This is a genomic window from Pseudomonas iridis, assembly GCF_017980685.1.
GTDB lineage: Bacteria > Pseudomonadota > Gammaproteobacteria > Pseudomonadales > Pseudomonadaceae > Aquipseudomonas > Aquipseudomonas iridis.
Map to the genome: position 1 here is coordinate 175,161 of NZ_JACXXO010000007.1, position 15,161 is coordinate 190,321.

The 15,161-nt window shown below is 59.6% G+C and carries 11 protein-coding genes and 4 tRNA genes; 13 read left to right on the forward strand and 2 right to left on the reverse strand.

The window, feature by feature from the left end; all coding sequences use genetic code 11:
* Positions 1–201 precede the first annotated feature (201 nt).
* Positions 202–1,398 (reverse strand): amino acid aminotransferase, encoded by a 1,197-nt coding sequence (locus tag IEQ42_RS14015; RefSeq protein WP_210703910.1) that lies wholly within the window; start codon positions 1,396–1,398, stop codon positions 202–204.
* 336 nt (positions 1,399–1,734) lie between these two features.
* Here IEQ42_RS14015 and uvrB point away from each other — a divergent pair, with 336 nt between their 5' ends.
* From uvrB to IEQ42_RS14080, 13 genes are all read left to right on the forward strand, one after another.
* On the forward strand, positions 1,735–3,750 hold the full coding sequence (gene uvrB, locus IEQ42_RS14020) for an excinuclease ABC subunit UvrB (protein WP_115147583.1): 2,016 nt from the start codon (positions 1,735–1,737) through the stop codon (positions 3,748–3,750).
* 152 nt (positions 3,751–3,902) lie between these two features.
* Positions 3,903–5,384, forward strand: a complete 1,482-nt coding sequence (gene gltX, locus IEQ42_RS14025) for a glutamate--tRNA ligase (RefSeq protein WP_210703911.1) — start codon at positions 3,903–3,905, stop codon at positions 5,382–5,384.
* 248 nt (positions 5,385–5,632) lie between these two features.
* A tRNA-Ala gene (locus tag IEQ42_RS14030) sits at positions 5,633–5,708 on the forward strand.
* A gap of 79 nt (positions 5,709–5,787) precedes the next feature.
* A tRNA-Glu gene (locus tag IEQ42_RS14035) sits at positions 5,788–5,863 on the forward strand.
* A 53-nt stretch (positions 5,864–5,916) separates the two neighbouring features.
* A tRNA-Ala gene (locus IEQ42_RS14040) sits at positions 5,917–5,992 on the forward strand.
* An 81-nt stretch (positions 5,993–6,073) separates the two neighbouring features.
* Positions 6,074–6,149, forward strand: a tRNA-Glu gene (locus IEQ42_RS14045).
* Between the two features lie 181 nt (positions 6,150–6,330).
* Entirely contained in the window at positions 6,331–6,870 is a 540-nt protein-coding gene (locus IEQ42_RS14050) for a TetR/AcrR family transcriptional regulator (RefSeq protein ID WP_150594676.1), read from the forward strand.
* Positions 6,871–6,900: 30 nt separating this feature from the next.
* Positions 6,901–7,734: an alpha/beta fold hydrolase gene (locus tag IEQ42_RS14055; protein ID WP_210703912.1), complete on the forward strand. Its 834-nt coding sequence runs from the start codon at positions 6,901–6,903 to the stop codon at positions 7,732–7,734.
* A 47-nt stretch (positions 7,735–7,781) separates the two neighbouring features.
* Positions 7,782–8,225 carry an acyl-CoA thioesterase gene (locus IEQ42_RS14060; RefSeq protein WP_210703913.1) on the forward strand — a complete coding sequence of 148 codons (444 nt, stop codon included), beginning with the start codon at positions 7,782–7,784 and terminating at the stop codon, positions 8,223–8,225.
* 91 nt (positions 8,226–8,316) lie between these two features.
* Positions 8,317–9,276 carry a tRNA dihydrouridine synthase gene (locus IEQ42_RS14065; protein WP_210703914.1) on the forward strand — a complete coding sequence of 320 codons (960 nt, stop codon included), beginning with the start codon at positions 8,317–8,319 and terminating at the stop codon, positions 9,274–9,276.
* A 121-nt stretch (positions 9,277–9,397) separates the two neighbouring features.
* Complete coding sequence (locus IEQ42_RS14070; RefSeq protein ID WP_210703915.1) at positions 9,398–9,844, forward strand: Hsp20 family protein; 447 nt, start codon at positions 9,398–9,400, stop codon at positions 9,842–9,844.
* 184 nt (positions 9,845–10,028) lie between these two features.
* A complete protein-coding gene (locus tag IEQ42_RS14075) occupies positions 10,029–10,727 on the forward strand; it encodes a DUF1266 domain-containing protein (RefSeq protein WP_210703916.1) in 699 nt (232 codons plus the stop codon).
* Entirely contained in the window at positions 10,724–13,429 is a 2,706-nt protein-coding gene (locus IEQ42_RS14080) for a J domain-containing protein (RefSeq protein WP_210703917.1), read from the forward strand. Before IEQ42_RS14075 ends, IEQ42_RS14080 begins: the two co-directional genes overlap by 4 nt.
* On the opposite strand, the gene IEQ42_RS14085 is transcribed toward IEQ42_RS14080, so the two are convergent.
* Complete coding sequence (locus IEQ42_RS14085; RefSeq protein WP_210703918.1) at positions 13,426–15,117, reverse strand: molecular chaperone HscC; 1,692 nt, start codon at positions 15,115–15,117, stop codon at positions 13,426–13,428. The genes IEQ42_RS14080 and IEQ42_RS14085 overlap by 4 nt on opposite strands.
* Between the last annotated feature and the right edge of the window lie 44 nt (positions 15,118–15,161).

Sequence of the window (15,161 nt, forward strand, 5' to 3'; positions counted from 1 at the left end):
GGTTGACTCATATCCTGTGGGAGCGAGCCTGCTCGCGAAGGCTTTGTGTCAGTCGACAATATGTTGAATGACACAGCGCTTTCGCGAGCAAGCTCGCTCCCGCAGTTAAATCTGTGTGCAGTTTAGAGGGTGTGGACTGTTTACCGGGACAAATAAAAACGGGAAGCCAGAAGGCTTCCCGTTTTTCATCGCAATGCGAAATCAGATGACCTGAACAATCGCATCGGTTACAGCCTTGATGTTGCTCTGGTTCAGAGCCGCCACGCAGATGCGGCCGGTATCCAGGGCGTAGATGCCGAACTCGTTGCGCAGGCGATGAACCTGTTCAGTGGTCAGGCCGGAGTAGGAGAACATGCCACGCTGACGGCCGACGAAGCTGAAGTCGCGCTGCGGTGCTTTTTCTGCCAGCAGGCTGACCATTTGCTTGCGCATGCCGCGAATACGCAGACGCATTTCCGCCAGTTCGGCTTCCCACTGCGCGCGCAGTTCCGGGCTGTTCAACACGGCGGCGACGATGCTTGCACCGTGGGTCGGCGGGTTGGAGTAGTTGGTGCGGATCACGCGTTTGACTTGCGACAGCACGCGCGCGCTTTCTTCTTTCGACTCGCTGATGATCGACAGTGCACCCACGCGCTCGCCATACAGCGAGAACGACTTGGAGAACGAGCTCGAAACGAAGAAGGTCAGGCCCGATTCTGCGAACAGGCGCACAGCCGCGGCGTCTTCGTCGATGCCGTCACCGAAGCCCTGATAAGCCATGTCGAGGAACGGCACGTGACCTTTGGCCTTGACCACTTCCAGCACGTTGTTCCAGTCCGCCGGGGTCAGGTCGACACCGGTCGGGTTGTGGCAGCAGGCGTGCAGGATAACGATCGAGCCGTTTGGCAGGGCGTTGAGGTCTTCGAGCATGCCGGCACGGTTCACGTCGTGGGTGGCGGCATCGTAGTAACGGTAGTTCTGCACCGGGAAACCCGCGGTTTCGAACAGCGCGCGGTGGTTTTCCCAGCTCGGGTCGCTGATCGCCACAACAGCGTTCGGCAGCAGTTGCTTGAGGAAGTCGGCACCGATTTTCAGTGCGCCGGTCCCGCCGACGGCCTGAGTGGTGATGACGCGACCGGCGCTGATCAGCGGCGAATCATTACCGAACAGCAGCTTTTGCACGGCCTGGTCGTAGGCAGCGATGCCATCGATCGGCAGGTAACCGCGCGAAGCGTGTTGAGCGACGCGGATCGTTTCGGCTTCGATAACGGCGCGCAGAAGTGGAATTCGCCCCTCTTCGTTGCAGTAAACACCTACGCCCAGGTTGACCTTCGTGGTCCGGGTATCGGCGTTGAATGCTTCGTTGAGGCCCAGGATTGGATCGCGGGGTGCCATTTCGACAGCGGAGAACAGGCTCATTTTTGCGGCGGCTCTGAATGGAGAGTGGAGGGACGTGTCGCGCTCCAGCCGGATGCACTAGAGCGGTGCACAAACGGGGAGCTAGTATAGAGGCCATCACCGAGCAATGGCGACAGGCGATTCGGCTTTTAGGGTAAGTTTTTCCGATTATTTCTTGACCGTTAGTCGATTGAACGTGTCAGAGTTTTTACCGGATGTAGGACGTTTGCCTTGAAAGCCAAGGCAATCGCCACCACATTCAGCACAATCCAGATTTTTCTTGCGCGACATCGGTCGTTTGCGGTCGTCCCCGTGGTGTTCCGCTTTACTCGGAACCCCGCGATCCCAGAGGTGTGTATGTCCGAATTCCAGCTAGTCACCCGCTTTGAGCCTGCCGGCGATCAGCCGGAAGCCATCCGCCAGTTGGTTGAGGGCATCGAGGCTGGGTTGGCGCACCAGACGCTGCTCGGTGTGACCGGCTCGGGCAAGACCTTCAGCATCGCCAATGTCATCGCGCAAATTCAGCGCCCGACTCTGGTGCTGGCGCCGAACAAGACCTTGGCCGCGCAGCTGTACGGCGAGTTCAAGGCGTTTTTCCCGAACAACTCGGTCGAGTACTTTGTTTCCTACTACGACTACTACCAGCCCGAAGCGTATGTGCCGTCGTCCGACACCTTCATCGAGAAGGATGCGTCGATCAACGACCACATTGAACAGATGCGCCTTTCCGCGACCAAAGCGCTGCTGGAACGCAAGGACTCGATCATCGTTACCACGGTGTCGTGCATCTATGGTCTGGGTAGTCCGGAAACCTATTTGAAGATGGTGTTGCACGTCGATCGCGGCGACAAACTCGATCAGCGTGCGCTGCTGCGGCGTCTGGCCGATCTGCAATACACCCGCAATGACATGGATTTTGCCCGCGCGACCTTTCGCGTACGCGGCGATGTGATCGACATATACCCGGCGGAATCGGATCTGGAAGCCATCCGCATCGAACTGTTCGATGACGAGGTCGAGAGTATTTCCGCGTTCGATCCGCTGACCGGCGAAGTCATCCGCAAGATGCCGCGCTTCACGTTTTACCCGAAAAGCCACTACGTGACGCCGCGCGAAACCCTGCTTGGCGCCATCGAGGGCATCAAGGTCGAGTTGCAGGAACGTCTCGAATACCTGCGCAGCAACAACAAGCTGGTGGAAGCCCAGCGTCTGGAGCAGCGCACTCGTTTCGATCTGGAGATGATTCTTGAGCTGGGCTACTGCAACGGCATCGAAAACTACTCGCGTTACCTCTCGGGTCGCGACTCCGGTCAGGCGCCGCCGACCTTGTTCGACTACCTGCCAGCCGACGCCTTGCTGGTGATCGACGAATCCCACGTCAGCGTGCCGCAGGTCGGCGCGATGTATAAAGGTGACCGCTCGCGTAAAGAAACGCTGGTGGAGTACGGTTTTCGTTTGCCATCGGCGCTGGACAACCGGCCTATGCGTTTCGACGAATTCGAAGGCATCAGCCCGCAAACGATTTTCGTCTCGGCCACGCCGGGCAATTACGAGGCGGAGCACGCCGGTCGCGTTGTCGAGCAACTGGTGCGTCCGACCGGTCTTGTGGACCCGCAAATCGAAATCCGTCCGGCGTTGACTCAGGTTGATGATCTGCTTTCGGAAATCACCAAGCGCGTGGCGCTGGAAGAGCGCGTGTTGGTCACCACGCTGACCAAGCGCATGTCGGAGGATTTGACCGATTACCTCGCCGACCACGGCGTGCGTGTGCGTTATCTGCACTCGGATATCGACACCGTCGAGCGGGTTGAAATCATCCGTGACCTGCGCCTCGGCACTTTTGATGTACTGGTCGGGATCAACCTGTTGCGTGAAGGCCTGGACATGCCGGAGGTGTCGCTGGTAGCGATCCTCGATGCTGACAAGGAAGGCTTCCTGCGTTCCGAGCGCTCGCTGATCCAGACCATCGGCCGTGCGGCGCGTAATCTCAATGGCCGGGCGATTCTCTACGCCGATCGCATTACCGGTTCGATGGAACGCGCGATTGGCGAAACCGAACGTCGTCGCGACAAGCAGATCGCTTTCAACCTGGCCAATGGCATCACGCCTAAGGGTGTCTTCAAGGACGTTGCCGACATCATGGAAGGCGCCACGGTGCCCGGCTCGCGCAGCAAGAAGCGCAAGGGCATGGCCAAGGCCGCCGAAGAAAACGCCAAGTACGAGGCCGAATTGCGCTCGCCAAGCGAGATCACCAAGCGGATTCGGGCGCTGGAAGAGAAGATGTATCAGCTTGCTCGGGACCTGGAGTTTGAAGCGGCGGCGCAGATGCGTGATGAAATTGCCAAGCTGCGCGAGCGTCTTTTGGCTGTTTGATTGTGCGGTGAGCTATCCGGCCTCATCGCGGCCAACGGGCCTGACAGACACAAACCTGGCTTAAATACCCTGCCCGCTGGAGCGGGGCGGGTGTCGCCTGTTACCATTCGCCGCTTATTGATCTTTGCTTTTCATTCTTTTCGAGACATGCCATGACCACCGTCCGCACTCGCATCGCGCCATCGCCTACCGGGGATCCCCATGTAGGTACCGCTTACATCGCATTGTTCAACTACTGCTTTGCCAAGCAGCATGGCGGTGAGTTCATCCTGCGGATCGAAGACACCGATCAGTTGCGTTCGACCCGCGAGTCCGAACAGCAGATCTTCGACGCCCTGCGCTGGCTCGGCATCGAGTGGAGCGAAGGCCCGGACGTCGGCGGCCCGCACGGCCCGTATCGCCAGAGCGAGCGCGGCGATATCTACCAGAAATATTGCCAGCAACTGGTTGAGCTGGGTCACGCTTTCCCGTGCTTCTGCACAGCAGAAGAGCTGGACCAGATGCGCGCCGAGCAACAGGCGCGTGGCGAAACTCCACGTTACGACGGCCGCGCGCTGCTGCTGTCCAAGGAAGAAGTTGCTGCACGTCTGGCCGCTGGCGAACCCCACGTGATCCGCATGAAAGTGCCGAACGAAGGCGTCTGCGTAGTGCCGGACATGCTCCGTGGTGATGTCGAGATCCCGTGGGACCGCATGGACATGCAAGTGCTGATGAAGACCGACGGCCTGCCGACGTACTTCCTCGCCAACGTGGTCGACGACCACTTGATGGGCATCACCCACGTACTGCGCGGCGAAGAATGGCTGCCGTCGGCGCCAAAACTGATCCTGCTTTACGAGTACTTCGGCTGGGAACAACCAGAGCTGTGCTACATGCCGCTGCTGCGTAACCCGGACAAGAGCAAGCTGTCCAAGCGCAAGAACCCGACGTCGGTGACCTTCTACGAGCGCATGGGCTTCATGCCGGAAGCGATGCTCAACTACCTGGGCCGCATGGGCTGGTCGATGCCAGACGAGCGCGAGAAGTTCTCGCTGCAGGAAATGGTCGACAACTTCGACCTCAAGCGCGTGTCCCTCGGCGGTCCGATCTTCGACATCGAGAAACTGTCGTGGCTCAACGGCCAGTGGCTGCGTGATCTGCCGGTCGAAGAGTTCGCCAGCCGTTTGCAGACTTGGGCGCTGAACCCGGAATACATGATGAAGATCGCGCCGCATGTGCAGGGCCGTGTTGAAACCTTCAGCCAGGTCGCACCGTTGGCCGGGTTCTTCTTCGCCGGCGGCGTTAATCCGGATGCCAAGCTGTTTGAATCGAAAAAGCTCTCGGGCGATCAGGTTCGGCAGTTGATGCAGTTGATTCTGTGGAAGCTGGAAAGCCTGCGTCAGTGGGAGAAGGACAGCATCACGGCGACGATTCAGGCGGTGGTTGAGTCGCTGGAGCTGAAACTGCGTGATGCGATGCCGTTGATGTTCGCGGCAATCACCGGGCAGGCGAGTTCGGTGTCGGTGCTCGATGCGATGGAAATCCTCGGGCCGGACCTGACCCGCTTCCGTCTGCGTCAGGCGATCGACCTGCTGGGCGGCGTGTCGAAGAAAGAAAACAAAGAGTGGGAAAAACTGCTGGGCGCCATCGCCTGATCCCCTGTTGGAGCGGCCGCACGCTGCGATCTTTTGACGTTGGTTTTTTAAAACAGGATCAAAAGATCGCAGCCTTCGGCAGCTTCTGCCGTTCTGCGCAGGTTGCAAACCTCCCGAATTTACGGGGGGAGGGCGGTAAGTGATTGTTATGTCGGCAAAAAACTTTGAATTATTTTAAAAATAAGTTTGACAGCCCTCGGAAGCGCCATTAAGATTCGCCCCGTCCTCAGCGATGACATCAACGATGAGGGGCTATAGCTCAGCTGGGAGAGCGCCTGCATGGCATGCAGGAGGTCAGCGGTTCGATCCCGCTTAGCTCCACCAATTTACACTTCAAGGTCTGGCCACACCGGCCTTGAAGCGATCAACACTCAGCGTTGATCAGTTGTATAGAAGGGTTTGCGTCCCCTTCGTCTAGTGGCCTAGGACACCGCCCTTTCACGGCGGTAACAGGGGTTCGAGTCCCCTAGGGGACGCCAGTTTTACAGAAGTGATGTTGCAAGATGTCACTCCGCCGCGAGGCGAAAAATCCGGGGCTTTAGCTCAGCTGGGAGAGCGCCTGCATGGCATGCAGGAGGTCAGCGGTTCGATCCCGCTAAGCTCCACCAATTTTACAAGTTCAAGGTCTGGCCACACCGGCCTTGAATCGATCAGCTCTCAGCACTGATCAGTTGTATAGAAGGGTTTGTGTCCCCTTCGTCTAGTGGCCTAGGACACCGCCCTTTCACGGCGGTAACAGGGGTTCGAGTCCCCTAGGGGACGCCACGATTACCCGCTCTGCGGGATTTATAAGGGTCATTCAATTATTGAATGGCCCTTTTGTTTGTCTGGCGTTTGGCCAAATCTCCTTTTTCCTTACACTGTGCTTCAGACCAGCGGTCATATCCTTGACTTGCAGAATATTATTATGAGAATAATATTCTAGTCGTAATATTCGGAGGCGACGATGAACGATAAAAAAGCTCAAACCCGCGAACGCATCCTCAAGGCTGCCAGCGCCGCACTGATCCAGCGCGGCCCGGCAGACCCAAGCGTGGGCGAAGTGATGGGCGCAGCCGGCCTGACCGTCGGTGGTTTCTATGCGCACTTCGAAAGCAAGGACGCGATGATGCTCGAAGCGTTCAAGCAGTTGCTGGGCCGGCGTCGCGACCTGATTGCCGACATGGACACCGAATTGACTGGCGAAGAGCGCCGCGCGCTGGTCGCTGCGTTCTACCTGTCGCGCAAACACCGCGATTCCAGCGAATCGGCCTGTCCGATTCCTGCCTCCATTGGCGAGCTGGGTCGTTTGCCGGAGTCGTTCCGCATCGCGCTGAACGAGCACCTGGAATTGATGATTGCGCAGTTGGCGTCCAGCCCTGAGGACACCGACAAAGCCCTGGCCGATGTGGCCCTGATGGTGGGTGGTCTGGCACTCGCAAGAGCGCTCGGCCCGGGAGACTTATCCGATCGATTGCTGCGCGCCGCCAAGTCGGCGGTGCGTTGACCTGAAGGCAGCATGCCTGAGGAGAGAGCGATGAACACGTTGAAGTGGGTTCGTGGCGTAAATGGCACCTTGGGCTGGATTGCACCGCAACGGGTGGCGAGCAAAATGCGCCTGGCGTTCATGACGCCGCGCGCGTTGCCACTGCGCGATTGGGAGTTGCCGCTGCTGGCCAGCTCAGAACGGATCACTTTGCGCTTCGGCCTCTCCGCACTGCGTTGGGGGCACGGTCCGACGGTGCTGCTGATGCACGGTTGGGAAGGGCGACCCACTCAATTTGCTGCACTGATTACCGCTCTGGTCGACGCCGGTTACACGGTGGTTGCACTCGACGGCCCGGCCCATGGTCGGTCGCCGGGGCGTGAGGCCAACGTTGTGTTGTTTGCCCGCGCCATGCTTGAAGCTGCTGCCGAGCTGCCGCCCTTGCAAGCTGTTATCGGTCACTCCATGGGCGGCGCCAGTGCGATGCTCGCCGTGCAATTGGGCCTGCGCACCGAAACCCTCGTCAGCATTGCTGCCCCCGCCCGCATTCTTGGCGTGCTGCGCGGATTTGCCCGCTACGTGGGGATGCCGCCCCGAGCGCGCTCCGCATTCATTCGTCAGGTCGAGCAAGATGTCGGCATGCGCGCCGCCACCCTCGACGTCGCGCACTATCAACTGGATATGCCCGGGCTGATCGTGCATGCCGAGGACGACAATTTTGTCTCGGTCAAGGAATCGCAATTGATCCACGAATCCTGGTTCGACAGCCGCTTGTTGCGCCTCGAAAGCGGTGGTCATCAACGCGTGCTGGCCGACCCTCGGGTGATTGATGGCGTGTTATCACTGCTGACCGGTCGAAGCCTTCAGGCGCGCCAATCGGCGTGAGCATCCGTTACACTGCCCCGGTTGAATAATCTGACCGGGAGTGGGGCATGAGCTGGGATCGGGCGACGCCGTTTACCATTGATCTGCAAGTAGGCGCCGAGGACATCGACGGGCTGGGGCACGCCAACAACGCGGTGTACGTGACCTGGCTTGAACGTTGCGCCTGGCGCCATTCGCAGCGTCTGGGGCTGGATCTGGTCGAGTACCGGCGGCTGGATCGCGCAATGGCCGTGGTGCGCCACGAGATCGATTACCTGGCGGCGGCCTATGAGGGCGACGAGCTGCAATTGGCGACCTGGATCGTCGATTGGGATCAACGTCTGAAAATGACCCGGCATTTCCAGCTGATCCGCCCAAGCGACCACGCCACGCTGTTGCGCGCCCAGACCACGTTCGTCTGCATCGAACTGTCCACCGGCAAGCCCAAGCGCATGCCGGCGGAGTTCATCGAAGGCTACGGCCCGGCGGTCCAAACCCCAGAATCAGCGTAAATCCCTTCGGCAGCTCCTACAGGTGGTCGTGGGTTTAACCTGCGCAATCCAGTAAACTGCCGCACGTTTTTCCACAAGTAGTGTTTTCCCCATGCAAATTGCTCTGGCGCCCATGGAGGGGTTGGTCGACGACATCCTTCGCGACGTGCTGACCCGCGTTGGCGGCATCGACTGGTGCGTGACCGAATTTATTCGCGTCAATGACCAGTTGCTCACCCCAGCCTACTTCCACAAGTTCGGCCCGGAACTGCTCAACGGTGCCCGCACCGCGTCCGGCGTGCCGTTGCGTGTGCAGCTGTTGGGTTCTGACCCGGTGTGTCTGGCGGAAAACGCGGCGTTGGCCTGCGAACTTGGCTCCGAAGTGATCGACCTCAACTTCGGCTGCCCGGCCAAAACAGTCAATAAATCCCGTGGCGGTGCGGTGCTGCTTAAAGAGCCCGAGTTGCTCAATCAGATCGTCGAACACGTGCGTCGCGCCGTGCCTGCGCACATTCCCGTCACGGCCAAGATGCGTCTGGGCTTCGACAGCCCGGATGGCTCGCTCGTCTGTGCCACGGCACTGGCCGAAGGCGGCGCCGAGCACATCGTGGTGCACGCCCGGACCAAAATGGACGGTTACAAACCGCCCGCGCACTGGGAATGGATCCCGCGCGTGCAGGAAGTGGTCAAGGTGCCGGTGTTCGCCAACGGTGATATCTGGAGCGTCGAGGACTGGCGTCGTTGCCGCGAAATCAGTGGCGTGGAAGACATCATGCTCGGCCGTGGTCTGGTTTCGCGGCCGGATCTGGCCAGGCAAATCGCCGCTGCGCGCGCCGGTGAGGAAGTGGTCGAGATGACCTGGGCCGAGCTGCTGCCACTGATCCAGGATTTCTGGCTGCAAGCCAAAGCGCAGATGACCGTACGTCAATCGCCTGGCCGTTTGAAGCAGTGGCTGGCCATGTTGACCCGCAATTACCCTGAAGCCACCGAGCTGTTTACCGTGCTGCGCCGTGAGACGGAACCGGATCACGTCTCGCGTTTACTCGGTCTGCCGGTCGCCGAAGTGGCCTGAAAAAAATCTGCAAATACTCTCTTGAAATCAAATCAGCGGTCCCTATCTAAGGGTTACGCGATGCCGAATTCGGGTCGCGGAGATAAAAAACCTTGCTGATTGTTTTCAGGAGATTTGAACCATGAGTACTGCATTTTCCCTCGCGCCACTGTTCCGTTCCTCGGTAGGTTTCGACCGCTTCAACGACCTGTTCGAAACGGCCCTGCGCAACGAACCAGGCAGCAGCTATCCACCCTACAACGTGGAGAAACACGGTGACGATCAATACCGCATCGTCGTAGCCGCTGCCGGTTTCCAGGAAGAAGACCTGGAGCTGCAAGTCGAGAAGGGCGTGTTGACCATCAGTGGCGGCAAGCGTGACGTGAACGAGGACGTGACCTTCCTGCACCAGGGCATCGCCCAGCGTGCTTTCAAGCTGTCCTTTCGTCTGGCCGATCACATCGAGATCAAGGCTGCCGATCTGAGCAACGGTCTGCTGAGCATCGACCTGTTGCGAGTGATCCCGGAAGAGGCGAAGGCCAAACGCATCCCGATCAACGGGACGCAAAAACCGGTTCTGCAGCACTGATTCACGCGAAGACACACAATCGTCTGAACAGGCGATGAGCCGCTGAACGAAGGCCCCGATACGTCGGGGCCTTTTTTGTGCGCGCTGCAAAAGTGTTCGCAGCGTTTGCCGCTTTTGGCACGGCTCTTTACAATCCGCGCAGTTTTGCCGACCCCTTTCTCGCCGGTCGGCCTGGAGCCTTTTCATGGATGAGATTCAACAGCGTTGGCTGTGCGCCCTGTCTGCACCGATGGTGGCGCTTAATCCCCGCGCCGAATACGACGAGCCGGCGTTTTACTCCGCACCGGAATTTATCGATTTGCAATGCAGCTGGGGTATCAATGACCGGCCGCAATTGTTGAGCATGTTCCAGCGCATGACCGACACCGGTCATGCCAGACACCTCAAAGGCGCCTATCACGCGTGGCAGCGCTGTCTGCCCGGCGAATGGCGGGCGCTGCTGGAAACCCTTGAACCGCGTGAGCGCATTCTGCACGAGTTCGCCAGTCGCACTTTTGGCGAGTGCGGGCCGGGCGGCATTCTGTCCTGGGACTATGGCCGCATGGGTTTCCTGCTGCGTTGCGCGGTGCGCAACCAATGGATTGATTTGCCCGAAAGCACCTGGCTGCACGGGCGGTTGGCGGTCAGGGCGCAGTATCACTACAGCAGCTGGAAATCCTATTTCAACGGGTTTTTGGTGGGGCGCGGATTCTGGGGGAGTGAGAACGAGGGCGACGACACCTTTGCCTGCGAGCTGGATCGACAGGGCGAGAACCCCAAAAGCGTGCAAATCGCTCGTGGCCTCCAACAGAACATGCCGGTTTTTCTGGAAAACCTGCCTTGGCATCTGGACCTCGACTTGCCGCAACGTCCCGAATCGCTCAAGGAGTTCGACTGGTCATGAGTTGCTGGATCCGCTTGGGCATCGAACCCACCACCGACGAAACCCTCATTCGCAACGCCTACCGCACGCGCCTGCCGGAACATCACCCGGAGACCGATCCCGAAGGTTTTCAGGCGCTGCGCATGGCCTACGAAAAAGCGCTGCGTCTGGCACGCGAAGGCGATGAAGAAGAACCAGAAGAATTCGAGGAATACGAAGAGCCGGAACAGACAATCATCGAGGTGCCGCAGGCCTTCGTGGATTTCTGCGAGTTGCTTGACGATCCTCTACGGCGCTTCGACTTTGCAGCCTGGCAGTCGTTTATCCGAGGGCTGGATCAACTGCCTCTCGAGTCTCTCGATGACCTCAGTTGGGGCTTGTACCATCGGCTGGCTGACGCCGGGCCGCTGTCCTATCGTTGCGCGAACCTGTTGGCCGAGCGCATGGCCTGGGACCAGCAGTTGCTGGAGCTCTCGTTTGACGACGCAGAGCGTGTTGAAGCATTTCTGCAACGGATCAAGGCGGGTGATCCGTTCGATACGGATCTGATGAGCGCCTGGTCAGAAGCCGCGCAGACCGAATCCCTGTGGTACGCGCGCAGTCTCGATTTTATCTTCGCCCAGCGTCCGCTCCATGAGTTCGCCGACTTTGCCAGTCGGCACACCTGCCTGCCGTTGCCGAACGATGAAGCGTACATCAAGCGGCTTGTGACGCAGTTCACTCAGGCGGGCATGGGAGGGGCAGGGCTGCTGCAGTGTTGCGAAGAGCAGCTGGGCAAAAACCCTGAGGATGACGATTGGCTCTACCTGCTCGCCTGTCAAAGCACTCTACTGGGCCTGGACGATCAGGCGTGGCCGTGCTGGATCCGGCTCTGGCAGGAGCATCGTCATCCGACGGCCGAAAGCCACTTGATGGCAATGTGCGCAGAACGTCAGCCGGATTTTCTGCCGCTGCTGATTCAGGCATTTGATCGAGCGCAGGTTTTCAGTGACTGGTCCCGCGAGCTCGACCATGTCAGCCAGCAATATGGCAGCCCTTCACAAAGGCCGGAAACCCTGGCGCGATGGGTGGGCATTGGCAGCCTCGAACTTCAGGGTCTGGCCAAGGCCTTCGTCGACTGGCGCATGAGCGACGATGAGCTGCCGTTGCTGGCACTGTTGCTTGGCAATCATGACGACCCAAGGTTGCAGCGACTCTATCGACATGCCTGGGCACTGCATCGCGGTGACGTGCCGCTGTTACAGCAAATGCTCGACGAACCGTTGTCGATGGATGCCCTTGAGGCGTTGGTGCTGAGCGGATTCAAGCAACAGGCTGAGCAGCATGTGCGTTGGTTGACGCAAGCACCGATCCCGTTGGCGATGAGCGCCTACACCGATGCGAACGCGGTTTCGCCCCAACTGCCCGAAGCCCTGAAGGAAGGTTTTGCTCACAGCCTCTGCCGACTCTGGTTACGCAGATTGCTTCCTTACAGTCGCACCGCGCTCGAGCGCATTGCCGAAGATTTCAAACTGAACGAGGCGCACGCCACCCTCGATTTGTCAGAGCTGGCGCTGCTGCTGCAACTGAGCCAGGGCGATGTGCAGTTGCCGCCGCCGGGGGCGGCAGAGGCGCTGTGGCAATGGCACGCTCAAACGCTGTTTCTGTTGGCGTTGCTGGGGCAAACCGAGCGTTGGTTGCCATTGATCGATGCGCGATGGCTGGAGCAACTGCCCTACAACCCGGCCCATCCGCTCAGTCGGTTGCAGCCGTTGTTGCAACGCTTACTGCGTGAGCAGGGTAACTGCGAGGGCTTGCTCGGCCTGCTGCAAACGGCGGACCCGGTGCATGCGCTGCTGGCCCGGCAAATGTGCGGTGTGCAGGAAGCGCTTGCCAGCCTGCGACTGTTGAGCAACGACCGCCTGTTCGAATGCATGCGCAGCGAACTGAGTGCATTTGACGATGATCTGCTGGGACGAATGCTCCTGACGGCAGTGCTCTATCACTGCGGACTGTTTGACGCCAGACAGCGGCGCTTTCTGCTCGACAGAATTACCGAAATCGTCAATCCCCAGGATTGGTTCGATGGTTTCCGCCACAGTCTGATCAAAGGCGAGCCGGCGCGCCCACCACGCGAGGCTCTGGAAAACGAAGGCGTTAACGACATCGATGCGTTTTACCTGGCGCTCGACGTGCTCAAGGACCTGGTGCTTTACGGCAATGCCGGCGTGCCACGCCAGAAAACCCTGATGCGCCTGCAACGCGCCAAGGACGATACGCAGAACGGGCTCGGTTTACGGTTTGCCTTCAGCGCATTGCTGTCGTGGTCCGAACGCTTGTTGTTGGCCAAGGCCGACACACGTCCGGTCGCCGCCACGGCGTTCTGGCGCCTGGGCACACGGTTGGGGCGTGAGGCATTTGTCGGGCAAGTGATCGGAATCGTATTGCTGACGCCGCTGCTGGCATTGTTCAGTGGCTCAATGACTTCGGCCTTCGTTGTGTTGGCCGTAGCGCTGCTGCTGTTGCTCAGCGCCATGCTGCGGCGCCTGCACGACATGGGCCGAGGCGTCGCGACCTTTCTGGTGCTCGCGGGGCTGACGCCGGTTTTGCCTTTTCTGCCGCTGGTGCTGTTCGGTTTTCCTGGCGAGAAGCTGCCCAATCGCTACGGCGTGCCACCGGAGAGTTTCCGTGAGGATCCATTGTCCGGTGGATTGCAGGCAGCGTTGCGTCGGCTCATTGGCTAGAGGCGCAACTCATCGAGCGCGCTGTTGAGCTGTGCGCGGTGGCTGGCGATCTCTGACGATTGCTGGCCGCCGAGCACGGTGGTGAAACTGTGCAGCCATTCGGCAATGCGCTCGCGCTCCGTCCCCAGGCTCTGCATCCATGCGCGCTCCAGACGTGCCAGCAGCGTGCGGTTGGGTAGTGCATCGCGCGGGTGAACCTTGAGTGCGGCGAGCCGGTCATGACTGTTTTGTCGAGCCTGTTCATCGAGTCCGGTGGGGCTGCGGTCGATGCTGTGACTGTACCGTGCACCTGTTTCCAGCAACGTGACGTCAACTTCGAGCAAGCCATTGATGTCGTAGCTGAAACGCACATCCAGTTGCTGGATCTGCTCGGTGGGCATCAGCGTGACATCGAAAGCGTCGATAAGAATGTTGTCGCGTACCCATGGACGTTCGCCCTGATACACCGCAATGCGGATTTTTTCCTGCCGCGGATGCGTTGTGTAATAGCGCTCCACCCGAGACGTTGGAATGATGGTGTTGCGTTCGATGATGGGCGAGAAGGCGCCTTCGATACCCTTGCCGCGCATAGTCTCGATGCCCAGTGTGTAAGGGCAGACGTCCGTCAGGATCAGCTCTTCCACCGCACCGTCGCGCGCCTTGCACGCCGCTTGCGTCGCCGCGCCGAGCGCGACAAGGGTATCGGGATCCAGATGACGATAAGGCAGGCGCCCGAACAGCGTGGCGACCATTTGCTGCACCGCCGGCATTCGCGTGGCACCCCCCACCAATACCAGGCTGTCGAGATCGCGGGGCTTGAGCCGGGCATCGCGCAGGGCTTGTTCGATCGGTGCGCGCAAGCGGCCGAGCAGTGGCTCCCAGATCTTCACCGCAGCGGCTTCATCCAGCGACCATTCAAATGTCTTGTCTGCATGACGCCAACTCAAATGCTGCGTACCTTCACCGAGTTTGCACTTGAGCTGTTCCAGCGCATCACCCAGGCTGGCCATGCCCTGTGCATCGACCATTGACGGGGTCAATTGCCAGGCCTTGAGGCAGGCCTGCAACAGCGCGGCGGTGAAATCTTCGCCGCCGAGGAAGTTGTCGCCGGTGGACGCATGCACTTCGATCAGCGGCAGCGCATATTCCAGCACCGTGACATCGAAGGTGCCGCCGCCCAGATCGAAAATCAGTGTGCGTTCGAATTTCTGCTCGTGCAGCCCATAGGCCATGGCAGCAGCGGTCGGCTCGTTGATCAGGCGCGTCACGGACAAACCAGCCAGTTCGGCGGCAAACAGCGTGCGTTTGCGTTGCTCGTCACTGAAATACGCCGGTACGGAAATCACTGCTTCGGATACCGGGTGGCCGAGAAAGGCTTCGGCGTCCTGCTTGAGTGAGCCGAGCACCAGTGCCGACAATTCTTCGGGGCTGAACTGACGACTACCCAGTTCAATCTGCTTGTCGCTGCCCATGAAGCGCTTGAATGCCGCGGCGCTGCGTTCCGGATGCGAGGTCAGTCGGGCGCGCGCAGCTTTGCCGACCAGAATCGTGTCGTCCTCATCGAGGCTGATCACCGATGGGGTCAGCACGTCGCCGAGGGCGTTGGGAATCAACCGTGCCTGACCGTCCTGCCAGACGGCGATAAGACTGTTGGTGGTGCCAAGGTCGATGCCCAGCAGGGCCGGGCGTGGGAGGGTTGCATCCTGCATGATTGATCTCGAAACGGCGCAAAAAACGCGACCCTACAGGTTGC

Excerpts from the sequence above, each read along its gene's own strand:
- IEQ42_RS14080 (WP_210703917.1), top strand. The coding sequence starts at position 10,724 with ATGAGTTGCTGGATCCGCTTGGGCATCGAACCCACCACCGACGAAACC.
- IEQ42_RS14070 (WP_210703915.1), top strand. The coding sequence starts at position 9,398 with ATGAGTACTGCATTTTCCCTCGCGCCACTGTTCCGTTCCTCGGTAGGT.
- IEQ42_RS14075 (WP_210703916.1), top strand. The coding sequence starts at position 10,029 with ATGGATGAGATTCAACAGCGTTGGCTGTGCGCCCTGTCTGCACCGATG.
- uvrB (WP_115147583.1), top strand. The coding sequence starts at position 1,735 with ATGTCCGAATTCCAGCTAGTCACCCGCTTTGAGCCTGCCGGCGATCAG.
- IEQ42_RS14050 (WP_150594676.1), top strand. The coding sequence starts at position 6,331 with ATGAACGATAAAAAAGCTCAAACCCGCGAACGCATCCTCAAGGCTGCC.
- IEQ42_RS14085 (WP_210703918.1), bottom strand. The coding sequence starts at position 15,117 with ATGCAGGATGCAACCCTCCCACGCCCGGCCCTGCTGGGCATCGACCTT.
- IEQ42_RS14065 (WP_210703914.1), top strand. The coding sequence starts at position 8,317 with ATGCAAATTGCTCTGGCGCCCATGGAGGGGTTGGTCGACGACATCCTT.
- IEQ42_RS14060 (WP_210703913.1), top strand. The coding sequence starts at position 7,782 with ATGAGCTGGGATCGGGCGACGCCGTTTACCATTGATCTGCAAGTAGGC.
- gltX (WP_210703911.1), top strand. The coding sequence starts at position 3,903 with ATGACCACCGTCCGCACTCGCATCGCGCCATCGCCTACCGGGGATCCC.
- IEQ42_RS14055 (WP_210703912.1), top strand. The coding sequence starts at position 6,901 with ATGAACACGTTGAAGTGGGTTCGTGGCGTAAATGGCACCTTGGGCTGG.
- IEQ42_RS14015 (WP_210703910.1), bottom strand. The coding sequence starts at position 1,398 with ATGAGCCTGTTCTCCGCTGTCGAAATGGCACCCCGCGATCCAATCCTG.